The sequence below is a fragment of the Candidatus Soleaferrea massiliensis AP7 genome (genome assembly GCF_000820765.1).
In the GTDB taxonomy this organism is placed as follows: Bacteria; Bacillota; Clostridia; order Oscillospirales; family Ruminococcaceae; genus Soleaferrea; species Soleaferrea massiliensis.
The window spans coordinates 114,247-132,739 of sequence record NZ_CCYH01000036.1 but is presented as its reverse complement, the minus strand read 5'-3'; the positions used below and the strand labels follow the sequence as shown (position 1 = coordinate 132,739).

Below are 18,493 nucleotides of genomic sequence, written 5' to 3'. Positions count from 1 at the left end.
TACCCCTTTTTGCGCTATAATGGTTGATAAGTGAAATATAGAAGGAGAACACAGCATGCTTTTCATTCACGCAAACATTCTGACCATGGAGGAACTCGATATCCCGGACGGATATATTTTCATCAGAGACGGCAAAATCGCGCAGATCGGCGAGATGGAGGCCGTGCCGGATACCGATGAAGAAATCCTTGATCTTGAAGGAAGAACCGTTGTGCCGGGCTTTGTCGACGCGCACTGCCATCTCGGCATGTGGGAGGATGCGCTCGGCTTTGAAGGGGAGGACGGCAACGAGGACACCGACCCGTCCACGCCGCATCTGCGGGCAATCGACGCGGTGAACCCGCTGGACCGCTGCTTTTCCGATGCGCTGGACGCGGGCGTCACGGCGGTGCTGACCGGGCCGGGAAGCGCAAATCCGGTAGCCGGCGAGATCGTCGCCATGAAGACCTGCGGAAGATGCGTCGACGATATGATCCTGAAAGCGCCGGCCGCGATCAAATTTGCATTGGGGGAAAACCCGAAATCGACCTACAGCCACAAAAACATGCCTCCGGTGACCCGGATGGCCACGGCGGCCATCATCCGGGAGCAGCTCTATAAAGCGGAAAAATACCTCGATTTTACGCTGCGGGCGCAGGCCGACGAGGATGAGGACCCACCGGAATACGATATCAAGTGCGAAGCGCTGATCCCGCTGCTCAACGGGGAGATCAAGGCGCATTTTCACGCGCATCGGGCGGACGACATCTGCACGGCCATTCGGCTCGCCAAGGAATTTGAAATCGGATATGTCATCATACACGGCACCGAGGGGCATCTGATCCCGGACATCTTAAAGCGCGAGCAGGCGGATGTGGTTGTCGGACCGATTTTGACCGACCGTTCCAAGCCGGAGCTGAAAAACCAGACGACGGCGAATGCCGCAAGGCTGACGGAAGCCGGTGTGCGCACGGCGATCTGCACCGACCATCCGGAAGTGCCGATCCACTACCTGCCGCTTTCGGCGATGGTCGCCGCCAGGGAAGGAATGAGCGGGGAGGAGGCGCTGCGCGCGCTGACAATCCTGCCGGCGCAGATCTGCGGCATCGACGGCCGTGTCGGTTCGATCGCACCGGGCAAGGATGCGGACCTGCTGGTCTTTGAGAATGCGGTGTTCGGCATCGACGCAAAGCCCTGGATGGTGCTGGTGGATGGCAAAATTGTGCGCGGCCGGATCGATGGAAAGGATGAGGGCAATGAGAGAACTTGATGTGAGGCGGATTGCCGAGACAATCCGGGAGCTGTGTATCAAAGCGAACAAACAGCTTCCTGACGATATTGAAGAAAAGATGTGCGCGTGCTGCGAGCTGGAACAAAACGCGCTGGGAAAATCGGTCATGGAGGACCTGGTTGAGAATTTCAGGGTGGCGAAGGAATTGGACATCCCGGTCTGCCAGGACACCGGCATGGCCGTCGTGTTTATCGAGCTTGGGCAGGACGTGCATCTGACCGGCGGCCTGCTGGAGGACGCAGTCAACGAAGGGGTGCGCCGCGGCTATCTGGACGGGCTGCTGCGCTGTTCGATCGTATCCGATCCGCTTGAACGGGTCAACACCGGCGACAACACGCCGGCGGTGCTGCATCTGCGGATGGTGGAGGGCGACCAGGTACGCATCATGGTGGCGCCGAAGGGCTTCGGCAGCGAAAATATGAGCAGGCTTAAGATGTTTACACCGGCTGCGGGCAGGGAGGATGTCATAGATTTCGTGCTGGAAACGGTGAAGCTCGCTTCGAGCAATCCCTGTCCGCCTATGGTGGTCGGCGTCGGCATCGGCGGCGACTTCGAATGGTGCGCTTATCTTGCCAAGAAGGCACTGTGCCGCAGCTGCGACACGAAGAACGACAACGCGTTCTATGCCCGGATGGAGGACGAGCTGCTCGAACGGGTCAATCAGCTCGGCATCGGCCCGCAGGGCTTCGGCGGGGACATCACGGCGCTGAAGGTGAATATCGAGACCTATGCGACCCACATCGCGGGCCTGCCGGTCAGCGTCAACATCGGCTGCCATGTCACGCGCCACTGCAGTGCGGTGCTTTGATGCGGAAGGCGATGATATGGTATTAAAACAGGATGTTTTGCAGGTATTGAATTGATATTGGAGAGGGCGTCTCACACGCGCGGATTGCCGATTCACTGGATATCGCACGAAGCTGGTGCAGAAGGCGGAAAGAAATCTTCGGCGTCAACGATGCTGTTATACAGAAGTCCAGATGATGGTATGGCGCTGAAACGGGATGTCCAGCGCCTGCTGGAGGAGCGACGCGGCAAAGGCGTCTCCGATGTGCAGATGGCCGATATGCTGGACGTCACGCGCAGTGCGGTATGGAAGGCGGTCAAGGCACTGCAGGGTGAGGACTGCTGCTATATGAAAGGTCAGGTGATGGTATGGCATTGAAACAGGACATCCTGCGCATGCTGGAGGAGCGACGCGGCGAAAGCGTCTCCGGCGCGCAGATGGCCGATACGCTGGACGTCACGCGCAGCGCGGTGTGGAAGGCGGTCAAGGCCCTGCAGGATGAAGGCCATCAGATCGAGGCGGGCACCAACCGCGGTTACTGCCTGAAAACGTCCAGCGATGTGCTGTCGGTGCCATCCATTCAAAAAGGGCTGAAAACCCAGAGGATGGGAAGGAGCATATTCCTGTACAAGACGCTTGACTCGACCAACATCGAGGCGAAACGGCTGGCGCAGGAGGGCGCGGAACACGGGACGGTGGTGCTGGCCGAAGAGCAGACCGCCGGGCGGGGCAGGATGGGCCATTCCTTTTACTCCCCCAAGCAGGCCGGCATCTATATGAGCGTGATCCTGCGGCCCAAATTAAAGCCGGAGGAATACCTGCTGTTCACCTGCGCGGCGGCGGTTGCGGCCGCGCGCGCGGTTGCCTCGCTGTATGGCATCGAATGCAGCATCAAGTGGATCAACGATCTGTTTGTCGGGAAGAAAAAGGTCGGCGGCATCATGACCGAAGCGTCGATGAACTTTGAGGACGGCCGGTTCGACTATGTGGTGATCGGCATTGGGCTGAATGTGAGCACGAGCGGCGGGCAGTTCGGCCGGGAGCTTCGGTGTACGGCGACATCCCTGCAGGCGGCGTCCGGCAGGAAGGACATCTTTCGCACCGAGCTGATTGCGGAAATCCTCAACCAGCTCGAAATGATTGAAGCCGCCTTTGAGGAAAAGACGTTTTTTGCGGAATACAAAAGACGGCTGTTCCTGCTCGGGCAGCGGGTCGACGTTCAGGACGACTGGGGTGTTGAGACGGTCACGGCGCTGGACATCGACGAGCATGCGCGGCTGATTGTACAATGCCCTGACGGCGGCATCAAGAAGCTGCAGGCCTCACAGGTTCATGTGCGGCTGCATCAGGAATAAAGGAGGAGCAATATGGCGGAACTGACATTTGAGATTGTGAAGGAGATCGGTGTGCTGGGAACCTCGGCGCGCGGCTGGTCGAAGGAGCTGAACCTGGTCAGCTGGAACGGACGGGAAGCAAAATATGACCTGCGCGAGTGGTCGCCGGACCATGCGCGGATGGGGAAGGGCATCACCCTTTCCGACGAAGAGCTTGCCAATTTGAAAGATATACTGGATAAAACGAATATTTAAACAAAAAGAGGGCCGTTCCATAGCTGGACGGCCCTCTTTTTGACACAAGAAAAGACGCACCGCGAATTGTGACGCATCTGTAAATTCTATCGAACCTCTTTCTTCTATTATACCACAAAATCGGAAAAAAATCAAGTCTTGTAAGGTTAGCGCGGATATGGTATGAAGGATACAGGAGGTGTTTCTATGCAGCAGAATAGCAGCATAACCGCGCTGGTCAGCGCATTCGCAAGGGCCTATCATTCCATACACCACACTGTAAAAATATACGATGATCCGCTTGCCAGGGATATTTTAGGAGAATCGTATGAGCGGATCGCCCAAAACATGACGGACGGTATCCCGTACTTCTGTCCCGGATTTGAAGGAACAAAGGAGGATGCGCTGCGGTGGATTGTGGACAGCCAGCTGTCCCCGTCGCCGCTGGGCCGCGCGGCTTATGCCGGGCAGTGCCTGCAGAACGCCGTTTCCATCGGTGCAGAGCAGTATCTGATCTTTGCGGCCGGTTATGACACAACCGCCTACCGGCAGCCGGATTTTATGGAATCGCTGCGGATTGTCGAGATCGACCATCCTGCCACACAGCGCGATAAGCTGCGGCGGGCGCGGGCTTGTCTTGAAATCCCGCGGAACCTGCGGTATGCGGCGGTGGATTTTGCAGATGGGGATTGGCCGGAGCAGCTCAGGAAGCAGCGGGCCTTTGAACCGGATGCCGTCAGCTTCTGCAGCCTGCAGGGCATCAGCTACTATCTGTCCCCGGAACAGTTCGATGCAATGATCGCCGGCATTGCGGGGCTGGTCGGATTCGGCAGCAGCCTGGTGCTGGATTATCCGGACCGTGCCAGCGGGACCGATGCGGCGGGGGAGCGCGCGAAGAAGCAGCAGGCGCTTGCCGGCGAAGCGGGGGAACAGATGCTTGCCGGTTACAGCTACCGGGAGATGGAAGCCCTGCTGGCAAAGCACGGATTCTATATCTATGAGCATCTCACCCCTGCGGAAATCACGGAACGCTTTTTTGAACTGCACAATCAAGCCGATCCCGCGCATCCGATGACGGCGCAGGACAACACAAATTACTGCCTTGCCGTGAAGCGGAATACCTGATCGACAAATCAGAATACCGGACAGGATTTTCAGTGCGATTGCTATGCTGACTTGTGTTAAGCCAATCCAATACTGCGCAAAGGAAGAACGCCGCTCCATCCATTATGGATGGAGCGGCGTTCAGACTGTCGAAAGACCAGTGAAAAACGATCGCCGTGCCTTTCTGCGATTGGGGGGGAACCACCTGCGGTGGGACAATCGTCGACGGCTTTTTTAGCCGAAGAATCATTTACGCAGTGACTACAAGAATTGGGGTACTGGCAAAGACTGTTGTAGAGAGCATAAGTGTCCGCTACTAGCTATGCCCAACCACCCAGCCCAAAACAAAATGCCGCCCGCAGGCGGCCAAAGAAGGCAATGGAATATCAGAGGGGATTTTCAAGGGGGCCATCTGGCTTGGGGTGGCACCGTGCATGGCCCCCTTGAACGGCCTTTCTTGGTTACTTCTTTGGCCGCGCAAAGAAGTAACTGCCACTTTGCCAAGGGTTGGCAGTCCAGTAAAGCCGCTGTACCACAGTGGTGATAATTTCCGGATTACTAAGTGCCACTTGGTAAGTACAGTAAGGCTGTCGCGTTACAGCAGTACAACGACCACGCCGCCGAGTATCACTTGGCAAACATCGTAAGGCCGCTGTGTCACAGTGATACATATTGACACCTGACAGACAAAAACAAACCTTTTCGTTTTCTCGATACACAGAACGCCGCCCCATCCGGAATGAATAGGGCGGCGTTCCAATTTATATAGAATCACAAAGAATGGAGTGGCTTTAGGATGCGGCGGCCGATTCGAACTGGCTGTTGTAAAGGTTAGCGTAGAAGCCGTTTTTAGCAATCAGTTCGTCGTGATTGCCCTGCTCGATGATGTCGCCGTCCTTCATGACCAGAATCAGGTCCGCGTCGCGGATGGTCGACAGCCGGTGCGCGATGATGAAGCTGGTGCGGTTCTGCGTCAGCTTATCCATTGCCTTCTGGATCAGGACCTCGGTTCTCGTATCGACCGAGCTGGTCGCCTCATCGAGGATCAGAATCGGATTGTCAGCCAGGATGGCACGCGCGATCGTCAGGAGCTGCTTCTGGCCCTGCGAAATGTTCGAGGCCTCTTCATTGAGTTCCATCTGATAGCCGTTCGGCAGCGTCTTGACAAACTTGTGCACATAGGCGGCTTTGGCTGCGGCGACGACCTCTTCATCGGTCGCGTCCAGCCGGCCGTAACGGATATTTTCCATGATGGTTCCGCTGAACAGCCAGGTATCCTGCAGCACCATGCCGAACAGCTCTCGCAGGTCATGCCGGGTCATATCCCGGATATCCACGCCGTCTACCTTAATCGCGCCGCTGTTGACGTCGTAGAAGCGCATCAGCAGCTTGATCATCGTCGTCTTGCCGGCGCCGGTCGGGCCGACGATTGCAATCTTCTGGCCCGGCTTGATGTCGGCGCTGAAGTCGTTGATGATGATCTTATTCGGATTGTAGCCGAAATGGACGTCCTCGAACTGCACGCTGCCGTTCGATTCTTTGAGCGTGACCGGATGCTCTGCCTCGGTCAGTTCCTCTTCCTCCTCAAGGAACTCAAACACACGCTCCGCGCTTGCCGCGGTGGACTGCAGCACGTTCGCGATGTTGGCCGTCTGTGAGATCGGCTGTGTGAACTGGCGTACATACTGGATAAACGCCTGGATGTCGCCGATCTGGATCTGTCCTTGAATCGCGAGCCATCCGCCCAGGATACAGACGCCGACATAGCCGAGGTTGCCGATGAACATCATGATCGGCTGCATGAGTCCCGACAGGAACTGGGATTTCCAGGCGGAGGAATAAAGCTCATTGTTGTAGCCCTTGAACTCCTCGACCGATTTCTCCTCGCCGTTGAACGCCTTCATGACGGTGTGGCCGCCATACATCTCCTCGATGTGTCCGTTGACGTGGCCGAGGTATTCCTGCTGCTGCTGGAAGTATTTCTGCGAGCGTTTGACCACGATCATGATCAGGATGAACGACAGTGGGACGATGATCAGCGCGACCAGCGTCATCGGGACGCTGATGGAGATCATCATGACCAGGATGCCGATGAGCGTCGTGATGGCTGTGATCATCTGGGTCAGGCTCTGGTTCAGCGTCGTGTTGACCGTATCGATGTCGTTTGTAACCCGGCTGAGCACCTCCCCGTGCGTCTTGCGGTCGAAGTATTTCAGCGGCATTTTATTGATCTTTTCCGCGATGTCCTTGCGCAGGTTGTAGGTGATGTTCGTCGACACGCCGGCCATGATGAATCCCTGCAGATAGGAAAAGGCGGCGCTGACGATGTAGATGAACAGCAGGAACAGCGCAATCTGGCCGATGGCGCCGAAATCGATGCCGGGACGCTCAAACAGGCTGACATTCTTGGCCTGTTCGGAGATTTCGGTCGCGTTGTTGCTGTGCTGCGCGTCGGAACCGGCGTTCATCTCGCTGACCTTGTCGAGGCCTTCCTTGATCTGTTCGATCCCCTTTGCCGCGTCCGGCGACATCGCGGTCACCTGGCCCGCGATGTCGGGATTGTCGATCAGGTCCCGCAGAATCAGGGTATCCGGAATCTGCGCGGATGCCGGGGAGTCCCCGAGCAGCTTTTTGACCGGCAGGTTCTCGATATTTTCCTGAAGCGTTCCAAGCGTGGTGTCCTTCGGCAGAACATCCAGAAGCTCCTCGGGCAGCTTGTCGTGTACGTTGTCATAGACGGTCATATTGATGTAGCCTTCGGCCACCTTGTTGGTCGCTTCACCGAGGACTTTCGGGCCGACAATCGCGAAGACCGTGCTGATGATCGCGAAGATGAAAACCACGATGATCGCGATGCGGTAGGGTTTCATATATCGTAAAAGCTTGCGGATGGTGCCGCTGAAGTCCTTGGCCTTTTCGCCGCCGTGCATGCTGTGCATCGGGCCGCCGCCCGGACCTCTCATCGGACGTCTGTTCTCACTCATGCCAATTCCTCCTTCGACAGCTGCGACAGCGCGATCTCACGGTAAACCTCGCAGTTTTTCATCAGCTCCTGATGGGTGCCGATGCCGACGATCCGGCCTTCGTCCAGCACGATGATCTGCTCGGCGTGCATGATGCTGCTGATGCGCTGGCCGACCAGCAGGACGGTCGCGTTGTCGGTTTCCTGCTGCAGCGCTTTGCGCAGCGCGGCGTCGGTCTTGAAGTCGAGCGCGGAGAAGCTGTCGTCAAAGATGTAGATCGGCGGCCGTTTGACCAGTGCGCGCGCGATCGAAAGGCGCTGCTTCTGGCCGCCGGAAACGTTCGATCCGCCCTGTGAGATCGGGGAATCGTACCGGTCGGGCTTCTGGTCGATGAACTCGGTTGCCTGCGCGATGGAGGCGGCCTTCTGCAGCTCTTCATCGGTCGCGTCCTCCTTGGCGTAACGCAGATTGGAGCCGATGGTGCCGGAGAAGAGCGTGCCCTTCTGCGGGACATAGCCGATGACGTCGTGCAGGTCATGCTGGGAAACCTGACGCACGTCGGTGCCGTTTACAAGGACCTCGCCCTCGGTGACGTCGTAAAAACGCGGGATCAGATTGATCAGGGTGGTTTTGCCGGAGCCTGTCGAGCCGATAAAGGCCGTCGTCTGTCCCGGCTTTGCCGTAAAGCTGATGTCGTGCAGCGCGTCCTCCTCCGCGTTTGGATAACGGAAGCTGACGTTTTTGAATTCAACGTAGCCTCTGCGGTCGCCTTTGAAATCGTCGGCCTTTTCCGGGTCGTTGATCGACGGCTTGGTGGAAAGCACCTCGCTGATACGCAGCGCGGATACCGATGCGCGCGGCATCAGGACAAAGACCATCGAGACCATCAGGAACGCCATGATGATCTGCATCGTATACTGCATAAAGGCCATCATGTTGCCTATTTCAATGGCGCCCTCGCCGACCATATGCGCGCCGACCCAGATGACCAGCAGCGAGATGCCGTTCATGATCAGCATCATAACCGGCATCAGCAGCGACATCGTGCGGTTGACGAAGCGGTTGGTTTTGGTGAGGTCCAGATTGGCCTTGTCGAATTTCTCCTCCTCGACCTTCTGGGTGTTGAACGCGCGGATGACCATCATGCCGGTCAGGCTTTCACGGGTGACGAGGTTTAATTTATCGATCAGCTTCTGTACCAGCTTGAACTTCGGCATGACGATCGAGAAGGTCAGCAGGATGACCGAGAGCAGAACGATGACCGCAACGGCGATGATCCAGGACATCGAGGTGCTTTTTCCAAGCGCCTTGATGATGCCGCCGATGCCGGTGATCGGCGCATAGAACACGATGCGCAGCATCATGACGATAAACATCTGAATCTGCTGGATGTCGTTGGTGGTGCGGGTGATCAGGGAAGCGGTCGAGAACTTGTCAAACTCGGCGTTTGAGAAGCCCTCCACCTTGGTGAAGAGATCCGCGCGCACATTGCGCGAGAATCCGGCCGCGATTCTGGCCGCGAAGAAGCCGACCGCGATCGAGCTTGCCGCGCTGATGAGCGCGAACAGCAGCATGACGGAGCCCTTGGCCAGGATATAGCCGGTGTCGCCGTTTACGATGCCGTTGTTGACGATGTCCGACATGTAGTCCGGCAGTGACAGGTCTGTCATTGCCTGGACGAACAAAAGGCCGAAGATCAGCAGGATGAAGCCAATATAGGGCTTTAAGTAACGAGCCAGTTTTCTCATAAAAATGATCCTTTCTGTCTGTGAATGAAGTCACGAGTTTTGAAAATCAATGATCAGCGGTTCTGCGTAGATTTCTCTGTGGAGCCAGGATGCCTGTCGGTTTCATCTCCGTCGTAACGGGACAGGATTTCAAGAGATTCCTGAATAAGGTCCAAAAACTGTTCGGTTTTCTCGGTTCCAAGCTGTTGGAACAGGTACTGCAGCCGTTTTCCCATGAGCTCCAGCTTGGTTTCGGCGAACGCCCGGCCCTTTTCGGTCAATAAGACCTGCTGCCGGCGTCGGTCGTGGCGGCTCATCCTCCGGATGATGTATTCCTTGCGTTCAAGGGAGTTGAGCAGCGTGGTGGTGGCGGGCCTTGAAAACCCGATCATCTTGCTGAGGGACGACGGGGTGGTGTCTTCTTCGCCGTGGAAGTAGATGTTGTGATACAGCCACATCAAAATCCCGGCCTCCCCTTTGAACAGGCCGGACACTTCGTCGCTGCGGTCCCTCAGATGCGGGAACTGTTTGACCTTATCCATCAATAGGTTTACAAACTCCTGTGCGTTTTCCACATGATTCACTCCAGAAATAATTTAGAATACTAAATAGTTCAAAATGCGAACTATTTGTGTTGCTAATCATACAACTTTGAAACCGCTTTGTCAAGCGGCGTTTGATGAATTTTGCGGGGGATCAAATGTTTCGTTGTTTTCGTCATGATGAATAAAATAGATGCGTTGGTTTTGTGCAGTTTTACAACTATTTTGCGAAAAGGACTTCTGTCAAATTTCCGTCAAAAAAGAGAAAAAACCTTTTATTTTTTTGTAGAACATGTTATAATTAAAATATCAAAATATGCGGTGAGGGGACCGCATAGAACGGGGTTTATAAGAAACAGCAGGAAAACTTGGGGCGTTTTCCTGTTTTATGGGGCGTTTTTATCAGGGGGGTGAGGAGATGGCTCTGAAGAAGAGCATTGTCTGCGCCGTCGCAGGATGCCTGCTGCCATTTCTATGTACCTGCGGCGTGCAGGATTCGGTTCAGCAGGAGAATGTGTCAAAGGCGTCGAGGGAGAGTTCCGATGAAGCTGTTGTGACAGCCGAGCAGGTGAAGCAGGCAAGCGTGGATGCGGAAGGTCTGTATGCGCAGCAGGAGCTGCCGGTCGTCAAGCGGGACATCTATTATCAGGAAAGCGGCATCGTCAAGTACGATGGTATCTATCCGTATAAAACGGTGGTCAACGCAAGCGAAGCGTATCCGGAGATGAATGAAGAGAGCTACCGGGTGAGCAGCCGGCGCCTGACACAGTCCGAGGAACCGGAGATTGTCAAGGTGGACGACGAAAAGAATCTTTATCTCGGCTACGATCAGAAGATGACGGTTTACAATTTGGAAAAGGGATATGTTACCAAGGAATACCCGGTCGAACTGGAGCCGGTCCAGGATGCGGCGCGCATCCTGCAGACATCGGACAAATACTATTATTGGTGCGGTACGAAGGACAATATACCGGTTGTGGATGGAGATAATCTGCGCATCTGCGATATGGAGAGCGGGGAGGATACCGTCGTCTATACGCTGCCCAGCTTCAGCAGCGAGGAGGGGCTTTATTCGCTGATGGGACAGGACGGGACGCTTTATTTCAGCTTAACCTCCGATACGAATGAACAGCTGCTCAAGGACAGCTCAAAAAAGCTCTATCAGTATAATCCGGCTAAGAAGCAGCTGACCAAGCTTTCAGAGAACGGCGCCCGGCCGGTTGCGTATCAGGGTGTCTCTTATCTCGGATACAATGAAAAGTACAGCTGTCCGAACATCACATCACTCGATGGGCAGCAGAAATGCCTGCTGGATCTGGCGGAAGGCATGAGCTTTGAAATCAGCGCCAGTGAAAACCTGGTCGTCATGAAGGAAATGATCAAGGTATCCGATTACCTGGATGAAGCGGGCAGCAGGAACCAGTACGCCAATGAGAAGATGCTGTCGGTATCCTGCGGGCTCAAGTATTTTGACGGGGTGGAAACGGTGCCGATTGCGGGTGCGGATAAGTATGCGCAGATTTATGATGTTGCAAACGACGACCGTTTCGTGGTCTGGAACCAATCCGAACAGGCGCGTCCGAAGCTGTACGATAAGAAGCTGAATAAGATCGTGTCGCTGGACTCGGTTCCATCCGGGCAGAAGGTCTTCCTGACAGGCCGGTACCTGGTCTATGTCGACGATTTTGAGAAGATTTCCTGGTATGGTGACAGTGAATTCCGGTTCGACGTCCACTTGATCGATAAGGATTCCTTGAATCCCTGACCGATTTTCAGGTTGAATTCGAGCGTAATGAGATAAGCACAGCGTGTGGCTTCTGCCGTCCGCTGTGCTGTTTTTGTGTTGAGATCCGGCTATGCCGGTGGAGATACTCCCGTCAGCATTGGCTTCAGGCATTGAGCGGGACGTTTAACGATGAAAGATGCGGTTCTCAGAACGAAAAGCTGTTGCGGTGCTTCGCCGCGATAGCAGTTGCAGCGTGTGTGATTGCAGCATACGGATGATGCCGTGCCCCTTAATAGGCAAGTCGATATCATGTCCTTCTGAGATTACTAAAACGCGGAATACAAAGAGCCGATATGGTAAAAAAACGCTGTAAATTACAGGATAGATAGCAAGGTGGATTTTGCATGGTTTGTATCGACAAAAACAGATACATAGGAGCGGTGGATCCGGCCTTTCAATGGACAGAAAGCGGGTTTTTAGATGGGAATTGAAAAAACTGGCCCGGAATATAGAGAGCGATATGGCAGAAGCCGGCGGTAAGTTTACAGGATGGAAAGCAGATAGGGGTTTGCATGGTTTATGTCGGCAAAAACAGGTGCTCAGGAGGATGCGTCCGCCGTTTCAATGGGAAGAAAGCGGTTTGAAAAACAGGCCCTGGGATCTGCTGTTTTATACATCATCGGAAAAATTATCAAAATAAGCCTTGACAAAGCGGAATCTATCCAGTAAACTAAAAACCAATAGATGCAAAGCAATGACGGAGAAGGCGAAACGGTCTGTCTTTCAGAGAGCCGGCGGTTGGTGTAAGCCGGCAGACAAGCGGTTTCAAGTGCCCATCCCTCCTGAGCCGGAGCTTGAAAGCGGGTTTGCCGCAAGTAAATTCCTCCCGTAGGACTGCGTTAAGGTCGGGGATTTGTTGGAATCTCGCTTACGATACACAGCCTGTTCTCCGCTCTCGGGGAAGCTGGCTTTCTGTTGCAGGTATTCGCTCATCCTCATCCACGAGGATGGGCTTTTTTATTTGTTTAAGATGGATATGAAGGCATGGTCAAGTTGGCATCAGTTCTGTTGTGGATTTCCTTTCCGCAGGCGGAGAGGAAATCCACAAAAACTGAAAGCTTATGAAACAAGCTCTGTTCAGAACTTTTTCGTATGTTCATTTGACAGTGCCGATATGAATCAAAGGAGGAGCAGTTATGGATTACAAGATCAAAGAAGTGGCCCAGCGAATTAAGGGGCTGCGCGAAATTCTGGATATTTCGCAGGACGAGATGGCCGAGGTGACAGGGGTCAGCGCCGCACAGTACGAGCGGTACGAGGCCGGTGAATGCGATTTCTCCTTTACCTTCCTGTACAAATGTGCGGAACGGTTCGGCGTGGATATCATTGAAATTTTGACCGGCGACAAGCCGAAACTGCATTTTTACAACATCGTCCGCAAGGGACAGGGCCTTCCGATCAACCGTCGCGCGGGATTCAGCTACCAGCATCTGGCGCATCTGTTCCAGAATAAGCTTGCGGAACCGTTTCTGGTCACCGTGCCGTACTGTGAAGAGGAACAGAACAAGCCGATCGAGCTGTCCTACCACGACGGACAGGAATTCGATTACATCATCAGCGGCAGCCTGAAGGTTCAGATGGAAAGCCATGAGGAGATCCTGCATGCGGGGGATTCGGTCTATTATGACTCCTCCCATGGACACGGCATGATTGCGGCGGGCGGCGAGCCCTGCGTATTCTTAGCCATCATCCTGAAAAAACAAAGTGAATCGGAGGAATAATCATGAAGGACCTGCAAAACTTTTATCAGAATTTCTGCAAAGTAGAATTTGATGAAAACGGCGTGCTGAGCTTTTTTGAGCCGGTCTTTGACGACCATTACAACTTCGGCTACGACGTCATCGATAAAATCGCCGAGCTGGACCCGGACCGTCCGGCCATGCTCTGGTGCAACGAACAGGGCGAGGAGAAGACCTTCACCTACGCAGACATGAGCCGCTACAGCAATATGGCTGCCAACATGTTTTTAAAAAACGGCATCCAGCGCGGCGACCGGGTTATGCTGATCCTGAAAAGGCACTATGAGTTCTGGTTCAGCATTCTGGCACTGCACAAGATCGGCGCAATCGCCATCCCGGCAACCAACCTGCTGACCAAGAAGGATATCCTGTATCGTTTTAAGGCAGCGGACGTCAAGAGCATCCTGTGCACCAGGGACGGGGAGGTCTCCGAACATGTTGAGCAGGCCTGTGCCGAGTACGATGGGCTGGTGTGTAAATTTATGGTGCATGGCGGCGACGAGGGCTGGATCGATTTCGGCGCGGCGCTTGAAAGCTACTCCGACCGGCTTGACCGTCAGGAAACCGACGTGACCGACGGCATGCTGCTTTACTTCACCTCCGGCACCACCGGACAGCCGAAGATGGTGCTGCACGACCACACCTATGCGATCGCGCACATCATCACCGCGAAGTTCTGGCAGAACATCCCGCAGGACGGCCTGCATCTGACCCTGTCCGAAACCGGCTGGGGCAAGGCGGCTTGGGGCAAGCTGTACGGTCAGTGGACCGCGGGTGCCTGCATCTTCGTCTATGACTTCGATAAATTCCAGCCGGCGGACCTGCTGCGGATCATCGAGCAGCACGGCATCACCTCATTCTGCGCGCCGCCGACCATCTTCCGGTTCTTCATCAAGGAAGGCATGGCGGATTATGACCTGTCCACGCTGAAATACACCACCATCGCCGGCGAGGCGCTGAACCCCGAGGTCTACAACCGCTTCAAGGAATTCACCGGCCTGCAGCTTATGGAGGGCTTCGGACAGACCGAAACCACGCTGCTGCTTGCAAACCTGGTCGGCAGCACGCCGAAGCCCGGCTCGATGGGCAAGCCTTCCCCGCTTTACAACGTTGTGCTGGTCGATGAGGACGGCAATGAGGTGAATCCCGGAGAGGTCGGCGAGATCTGTGTGCGGACTGAGCCCGGCAAAAAGCAGGTCGGCCTGTTCATGGGCTATTACCGCGATCAGGAAAAGACGAACGAAGCCTGGCACGACAACCTGTACCACACCGGCGACACCGCCTGGAAGGATGAGGACGGCTACTTCTGGTATGTCGGCAGGACCGACGACGTCATCAAGTCCTCCGGCTACCGCATCGGCCCGTTCGAGATCGAAAGCGTGCTGATGGAGCACCCGTCGGTGCTGGAATGCGCGATCACCGCGGTTCCGGACCCGATCCGCGGCCAGGTGGTCAAGGCAACCATCGTGCTGACCAGCGGTTACACGGCGTCCGAGGAGCTTAAAAAGGAGCTCCAAAACTATGTCAAGAAGCAGACCGCGCCGTACAAATATCCGCGCGTCGTCGAATTTGTCGCCGAGCTGCCCAAGACCATCAGCGGAAAGATCCGCCGCGTGCAGATCCGCGACCAGGACAGCCAGTAAAAGGATCGTCCGGGAGCAGAGAACAATGTGCTCCTTTAGGGTGGCATGAAGGGAAAACAACCCTTCTAGATGGCATCATGGGAAAACGAATCGTCCTTCGAGATGTCGTCGAGGGAAGACGGATCGTTCCTTCAGGATGGTATCAGAAAAGAACGTCAAAACGGTTCAAACACCATGCAATTTAAGATCAGTCAGGGTGAATGCTTTCTCCCTGACTGTCTTTGTATCATGGCGGATTCCTGCTGTGAACCGGGATATGAAGTGCCGCTCAGTGAGAAAGCGGGCCTCTATAAGACGGTGGAGAAGGAATCCGCTGGACTGTTTCACGATAGGAGACATGAAAAAAAACGGGAGGAGAAGACATTCTATGGATTTTATTCTGAGAAGATGGAAGGAAGAGGACATTGAGAGCGTCGCGCGTTTTGCGAACAATCCCAGAATTGCGGAAAACCTGCGCGATGCGTTCCCTTATCCCTATACCATACAGGACGCGCGGATGTATGTGCGGTCCTGTGTCGAAGAGGACGAGACACGGCAGTGCTGTCGCGCAATTGAAGCGGACGGGAAGGCGGTCGGCAGCATCGGGATATTTTTAAAGGAGGATGTGTACCGCAGGTCGGCGGAGCTGGGATACTGGCTGGCAGAACCGTACTGGAACAAAGGGATCATGTCGGCGGCGGTGAAGCAGCTCTGTGACGAAGCGTTCCGGAAGTATGACATCGTGCGCATCTTTGCCGAGCCGTATGCGCACAACGCCGGATCGAGGAAGGTACTCGAGCATGCCGGATTTATATTGGAAGGCATACTCAAAAACAGCGTCTGCAAATATGGGAAGATGTTCGATTCCTGCATCTACGCGCTGTGCAAAACGGAATAACTGTAGCAATTATTGGAAAAGATATGGTTGTGCCGCCGCATATCAGGTGGAAGCTTCGATAAATTTCGAGCCGCTGCGTCAAGAATTTCTTGGTTTAGATTGACATCCAAAATACAGATGTGTATAATGAACACTGTATGAGTATTTGAAATGATCGGAATCAAAATTTCAAGGATTTGGAATGTTTCGGCGTTTCAATCATTTTGGGCAGGGATGTATGGGTACTAAGGAGTGTGTTTTTTGAGTAATAAAAAAAGAGTAGCGCAGAATTTTGTGCTGGTTATTTGGGATTTTATGGCAGTGGCGATCTCCATCATGGCCGGTTTCAAAATGCGCTTTGGGTTTGTCCGCGAGGTTCCGGCTTTTTATATCACGAATATGGCGACGTACATCGTTTTAATCTTTGCGTTGGTGCTGCTGTTCAATGTGCTTTGCAAGAATTACAACAACATTCTCAGGCACATCGGTTTCACCGAGGTTGTGCGGCAGGCGGAAGCCGTCTTTCTGGTCATGGTCGCGATGTTTGTGCTCGACAGGGTCTTCACCATCGGCATGCCGTTTGAGGTCATGATTCTGACCGCCATCTTCCTGATGATCTTTACTATGCTCGGTAGGCTGTCGGTCAAGATTGTCCTGTATTTCAGAAACAAGTACACCAAATACACCAACGGGGAAAACATGAGCCGCGTGCTGATCTACGGTGCCGGCGAGCTGGGCGTTTATCTACAGCACAAGCTGGCCACCCATCCGCAGGACGGGCTGCTGCCGGTGCTGTTTGTGGATGACGACCGTTCCCTCTGGAATAAAAAAATCAATGGCATCAAGGTTGTTGCGCCGGGCAAGCAGCTTGAAAAGCTGCTCGACGAATACGACATCGACGAGGTACTGCTTGCGGTGTCGAACATCGACAAGGAGAAGCTCAAGAGCATCTTAAAGCAATGCAAGCATGCGAAGTGCCCGATCCGGCGGTTCGGCACGCTGGATGATTTCAGCCAGAACAACCTGGACAAGATCCGCATCAAACAGATCAACCTGGAAGACCTGCTCAGGCGCAACCGCGTGGACCTCAACATGGATGTCGTCAAGAACTTTGTCAAGGACAAGACCGTTCTGGTCACCGGCGGCGTCGGTTCGATCGGTTCGGAGATCTGCCGGCAGGTGCTGCAGTTCGGCGCGAAGAAGCTGGTCATCTTCGACATCAATGAGAACGGCTTGTTCTATTTCGACAACGAGCTCAAGGAGGATTACGATACCGACCGCTACGAGCTGCGTCTCGGTTCGATCCGCGACCGCAAGCGCATGGAGGAGATCTTCACCGAGTTTTCCCCGGAGATTGTCGTGCATGCCGCGGCGCACAAGCATGTCCCGATGATGGAGATCAATCCGCGGGAGGCCATCAAAAACAATGTGTTCGGTACCCTCAACGTCGCACAGACGGCGATCCTGCACAAGGTGAATAAGTTCATCCTGATTTCGACCGACAAGGCGGTCAACCCGACGAACATCATGGGCGCTTCGAAACGCATCACAGAGCTGCTCGTGCAGATGCTGGACACGATGTCCGACACCGAGTTCGCCGCGGTCCGGTTTGGAAACGTGCTGGGCAGCAACGGCAGTGTTGTGCCGTTCTTCCAGAAACAGATTGAGACCGGCGGGCCGGTCACCGTCACCCATCCGGAGATGCAGCGCTACTTCATGACCATCCCGGAGGCCTGCCAGCTTGTGCTGGAGGCGGGCGCGATGGCGCACGGCGGCGAAATCTTTGTGCTGGATATGGGACAGCCGGTCAAGATTTACGACCTTGCCTGCGACCTCATCCGTCTGAACGGCCTGGAGCCGGGCCGCGACATCAAGATCATCTTTACGGGCCTGCGGCCGGGCGAAAAGCTGTTTGAAGAAATCAGTCTCGACCAGGAGACGACGACCAAGACCACCAACAACAAGATCTTTATCAATAAGCCGGTGGACAACGATTTCGATCTGTTCTCCCGCCAGGTCAAGGATCTGGAGGTTTCGGCAATGGATGAGAAGCGCGGAATCGACGAGATGTTTGGGTTGGTAGGGGAGATTGTGCCGACCTTCCACCACAACAAAGAGGGCGGGCAGCTTTCCTAGCATCGAATGTTTGACAAAATGTATGAGCCGGGTTTTATGTAAACCCGGCTCAGGTTGTCAATAAGGCAGGGAAAGCGGTGTCTTTGCTGGCAGGACACATTGTTTTATGTGGTGTTTGTACCGCTGTATCTCAGCGGGTTTACGTTGTTTGTTAAGTAGTCCTTGGCTTTATGGGTATTATATCGCTGCAGCGCAGCGGCCATACTTTGTTTGCCAAGATACCTTGGCTGAGTGGCAGTACCTTCTTTGCGCGGCCAAAGAAGGTACCAAGAAAGGCCGTTCAAGGGGGGCCATGCACTGTGCCGCTTAAAGCAAGATGGCCCCCCTTGAAAATCCCCCTATGATATGTTTTTATCTGCTTTGGCCGTCTGC

15 protein-coding genes are annotated in these 18,493 nt (G+C 54.6%); 12 read left to right on the top strand and 3 right to left on the bottom strand.

Annotated features, from left to right (window positions below; genetic code table 11):
- Window positions 1-55: 55 nt before the first annotated feature.
- The 6 genes from BN348_RS09135 to BN348_RS09110 all read left to right on the top strand — a co-directional run bounded on the left by BN348_RS09135 (window position 56) and on the right by BN348_RS09110 (window position 4,750).
- Window positions 56-1,249, top strand: a complete 1,194-nt coding sequence (locus tag BN348_RS09135) for an amidohydrolase (protein ID WP_040197595.1) — start codon at window positions 56-58, stop codon at window positions 1,247-1,249.
- On the top strand, window positions 1,236-2,078 hold the full coding sequence (locus BN348_RS09130; protein WP_040197593.1) for a fumarate hydratase: 843 nt from the start codon (window positions 1,236-1,238) through the stop codon (window positions 2,076-2,078). The genes BN348_RS09135 and BN348_RS09130 overlap by 14 nt, the downstream gene beginning before the upstream one ends.
- A gap of 180 nt (window positions 2,079-2,258) precedes the next feature.
- Complete coding sequence (locus BN348_RS09125; RefSeq protein WP_197068326.1) at window positions 2,259-2,435, top strand: HTH domain-containing protein; 177 nt, start codon at window positions 2,259-2,261, stop codon at window positions 2,433-2,435.
- Window positions 2,426-3,412 (top strand): biotin--[acetyl-CoA-carboxylase] ligase, encoded by a 987-nt coding sequence (locus BN348_RS09120; protein WP_040197590.1) that lies wholly within the window; start codon window positions 2,426-2,428, stop codon window positions 3,410-3,412. The genes BN348_RS09125 and BN348_RS09120 overlap by 10 nt, the downstream gene beginning before the upstream one ends.
- A 12-nt stretch (window positions 3,413-3,424) precedes the next feature.
- A complete protein-coding gene (locus tag BN348_RS09115) occupies window positions 3,425-3,646 on the top strand; it encodes a YdbC family protein (RefSeq protein WP_040197589.1) in 222 nt (73 codons plus the stop codon).
- A 186-nt stretch (window positions 3,647-3,832) separates the two neighbouring features.
- The gene (locus BN348_RS09110) at window positions 3,833-4,750 is read left to right on the top strand and encodes a class I SAM-dependent methyltransferase (RefSeq protein ID WP_040197588.1); all 918 of its coding nucleotides are present in this window, start codon (window positions 3,833-3,835) and stop codon (window positions 4,748-4,750) included.
- Window positions 4,751-5,520: 770 nt separating this feature from the next.
- On the opposite strand, the gene BN348_RS09105 is transcribed toward BN348_RS09110, so the two are convergent.
- From BN348_RS09105 to BN348_RS09095, 3 genes are read right to left on the bottom strand one after another with little or no spacing between them, the layout of a single operon-like run.
- Window positions 5,521-7,713: an ABC transporter ATP-binding protein gene (locus BN348_RS09105; RefSeq protein ID WP_242844334.1), complete on the bottom strand. Its 2,193-nt coding sequence runs from the start codon at window positions 7,711-7,713 to the stop codon at window positions 5,521-5,523.
- Window positions 7,710-9,440: an ABC transporter ATP-binding protein gene (locus BN348_RS09100; protein ID WP_040197585.1), complete on the bottom strand. Its 1,731-nt coding sequence runs from the start codon at window positions 9,438-9,440 to the stop codon at window positions 7,710-7,712. Before BN348_RS09100 ends, BN348_RS09105 begins: the two co-directional genes overlap by 4 nt.
- Before the next feature lie 53 nt (window positions 9,441-9,493).
- A complete protein-coding gene (locus BN348_RS09095; protein WP_156136478.1) occupies window positions 9,494-9,994 on the bottom strand; it encodes a MarR family winged helix-turn-helix transcriptional regulator in 501 nt (166 codons plus the stop codon).
- Window positions 9,995-10,379: 385 nt separating this feature from the next.
- On the opposite strand from BN348_RS09095, the gene BN348_RS09090 reads away from it, so the two are divergent.
- The 6 genes from BN348_RS09090 to BN348_RS09065 all read left to right on the top strand — a co-directional run bounded on the left by BN348_RS09090 (window position 10,380) and on the right by BN348_RS09065 (window position 18,121).
- Entirely contained in the window at window positions 10,380-11,726 is a 1,347-nt protein-coding gene (locus BN348_RS09090) for a hypothetical protein (RefSeq protein WP_040197582.1), read from the top strand.
- 370 nt (window positions 11,727-12,096) lie between these two features.
- Complete coding sequence (locus BN348_RS13930) at window positions 12,097-12,387, top strand: hypothetical protein (RefSeq protein WP_156136477.1); 291 nt, start codon at window positions 12,097-12,099, stop codon at window positions 12,385-12,387.
- Window positions 12,388-12,883: 496 nt separating this feature from the next.
- Window positions 12,884-13,468, top strand: a complete 585-nt coding sequence (locus tag BN348_RS09085; protein ID WP_040197581.1) for a helix-turn-helix domain-containing protein — start codon at window positions 12,884-12,886, stop codon at window positions 13,466-13,468.
- 2 nt (window positions 13,469-13,470) lie between these two features.
- Complete coding sequence (locus BN348_RS09080) at window positions 13,471-15,129, top strand: AMP-binding protein (protein ID WP_040197579.1); 1,659 nt, start codon at window positions 13,471-13,473, stop codon at window positions 15,127-15,129.
- A 367-nt stretch (window positions 15,130-15,496) separates the two neighbouring features.
- The gene (locus BN348_RS09070) at window positions 15,497-16,006 is read left to right on the top strand and encodes a GNAT family N-acetyltransferase (RefSeq protein WP_040197575.1); all 510 of its coding nucleotides are present in this window, start codon (window positions 15,497-15,499) and stop codon (window positions 16,004-16,006) included.
- 240 nt (window positions 16,007-16,246) lie between these two features.
- Entirely contained in the window at window positions 16,247-18,121 is a 1,875-nt protein-coding gene (locus tag BN348_RS09065; protein WP_040197574.1) for a polysaccharide biosynthesis protein, read from the top strand.
- Window positions 18,122-18,493: the final 372 nt, after the last annotated feature.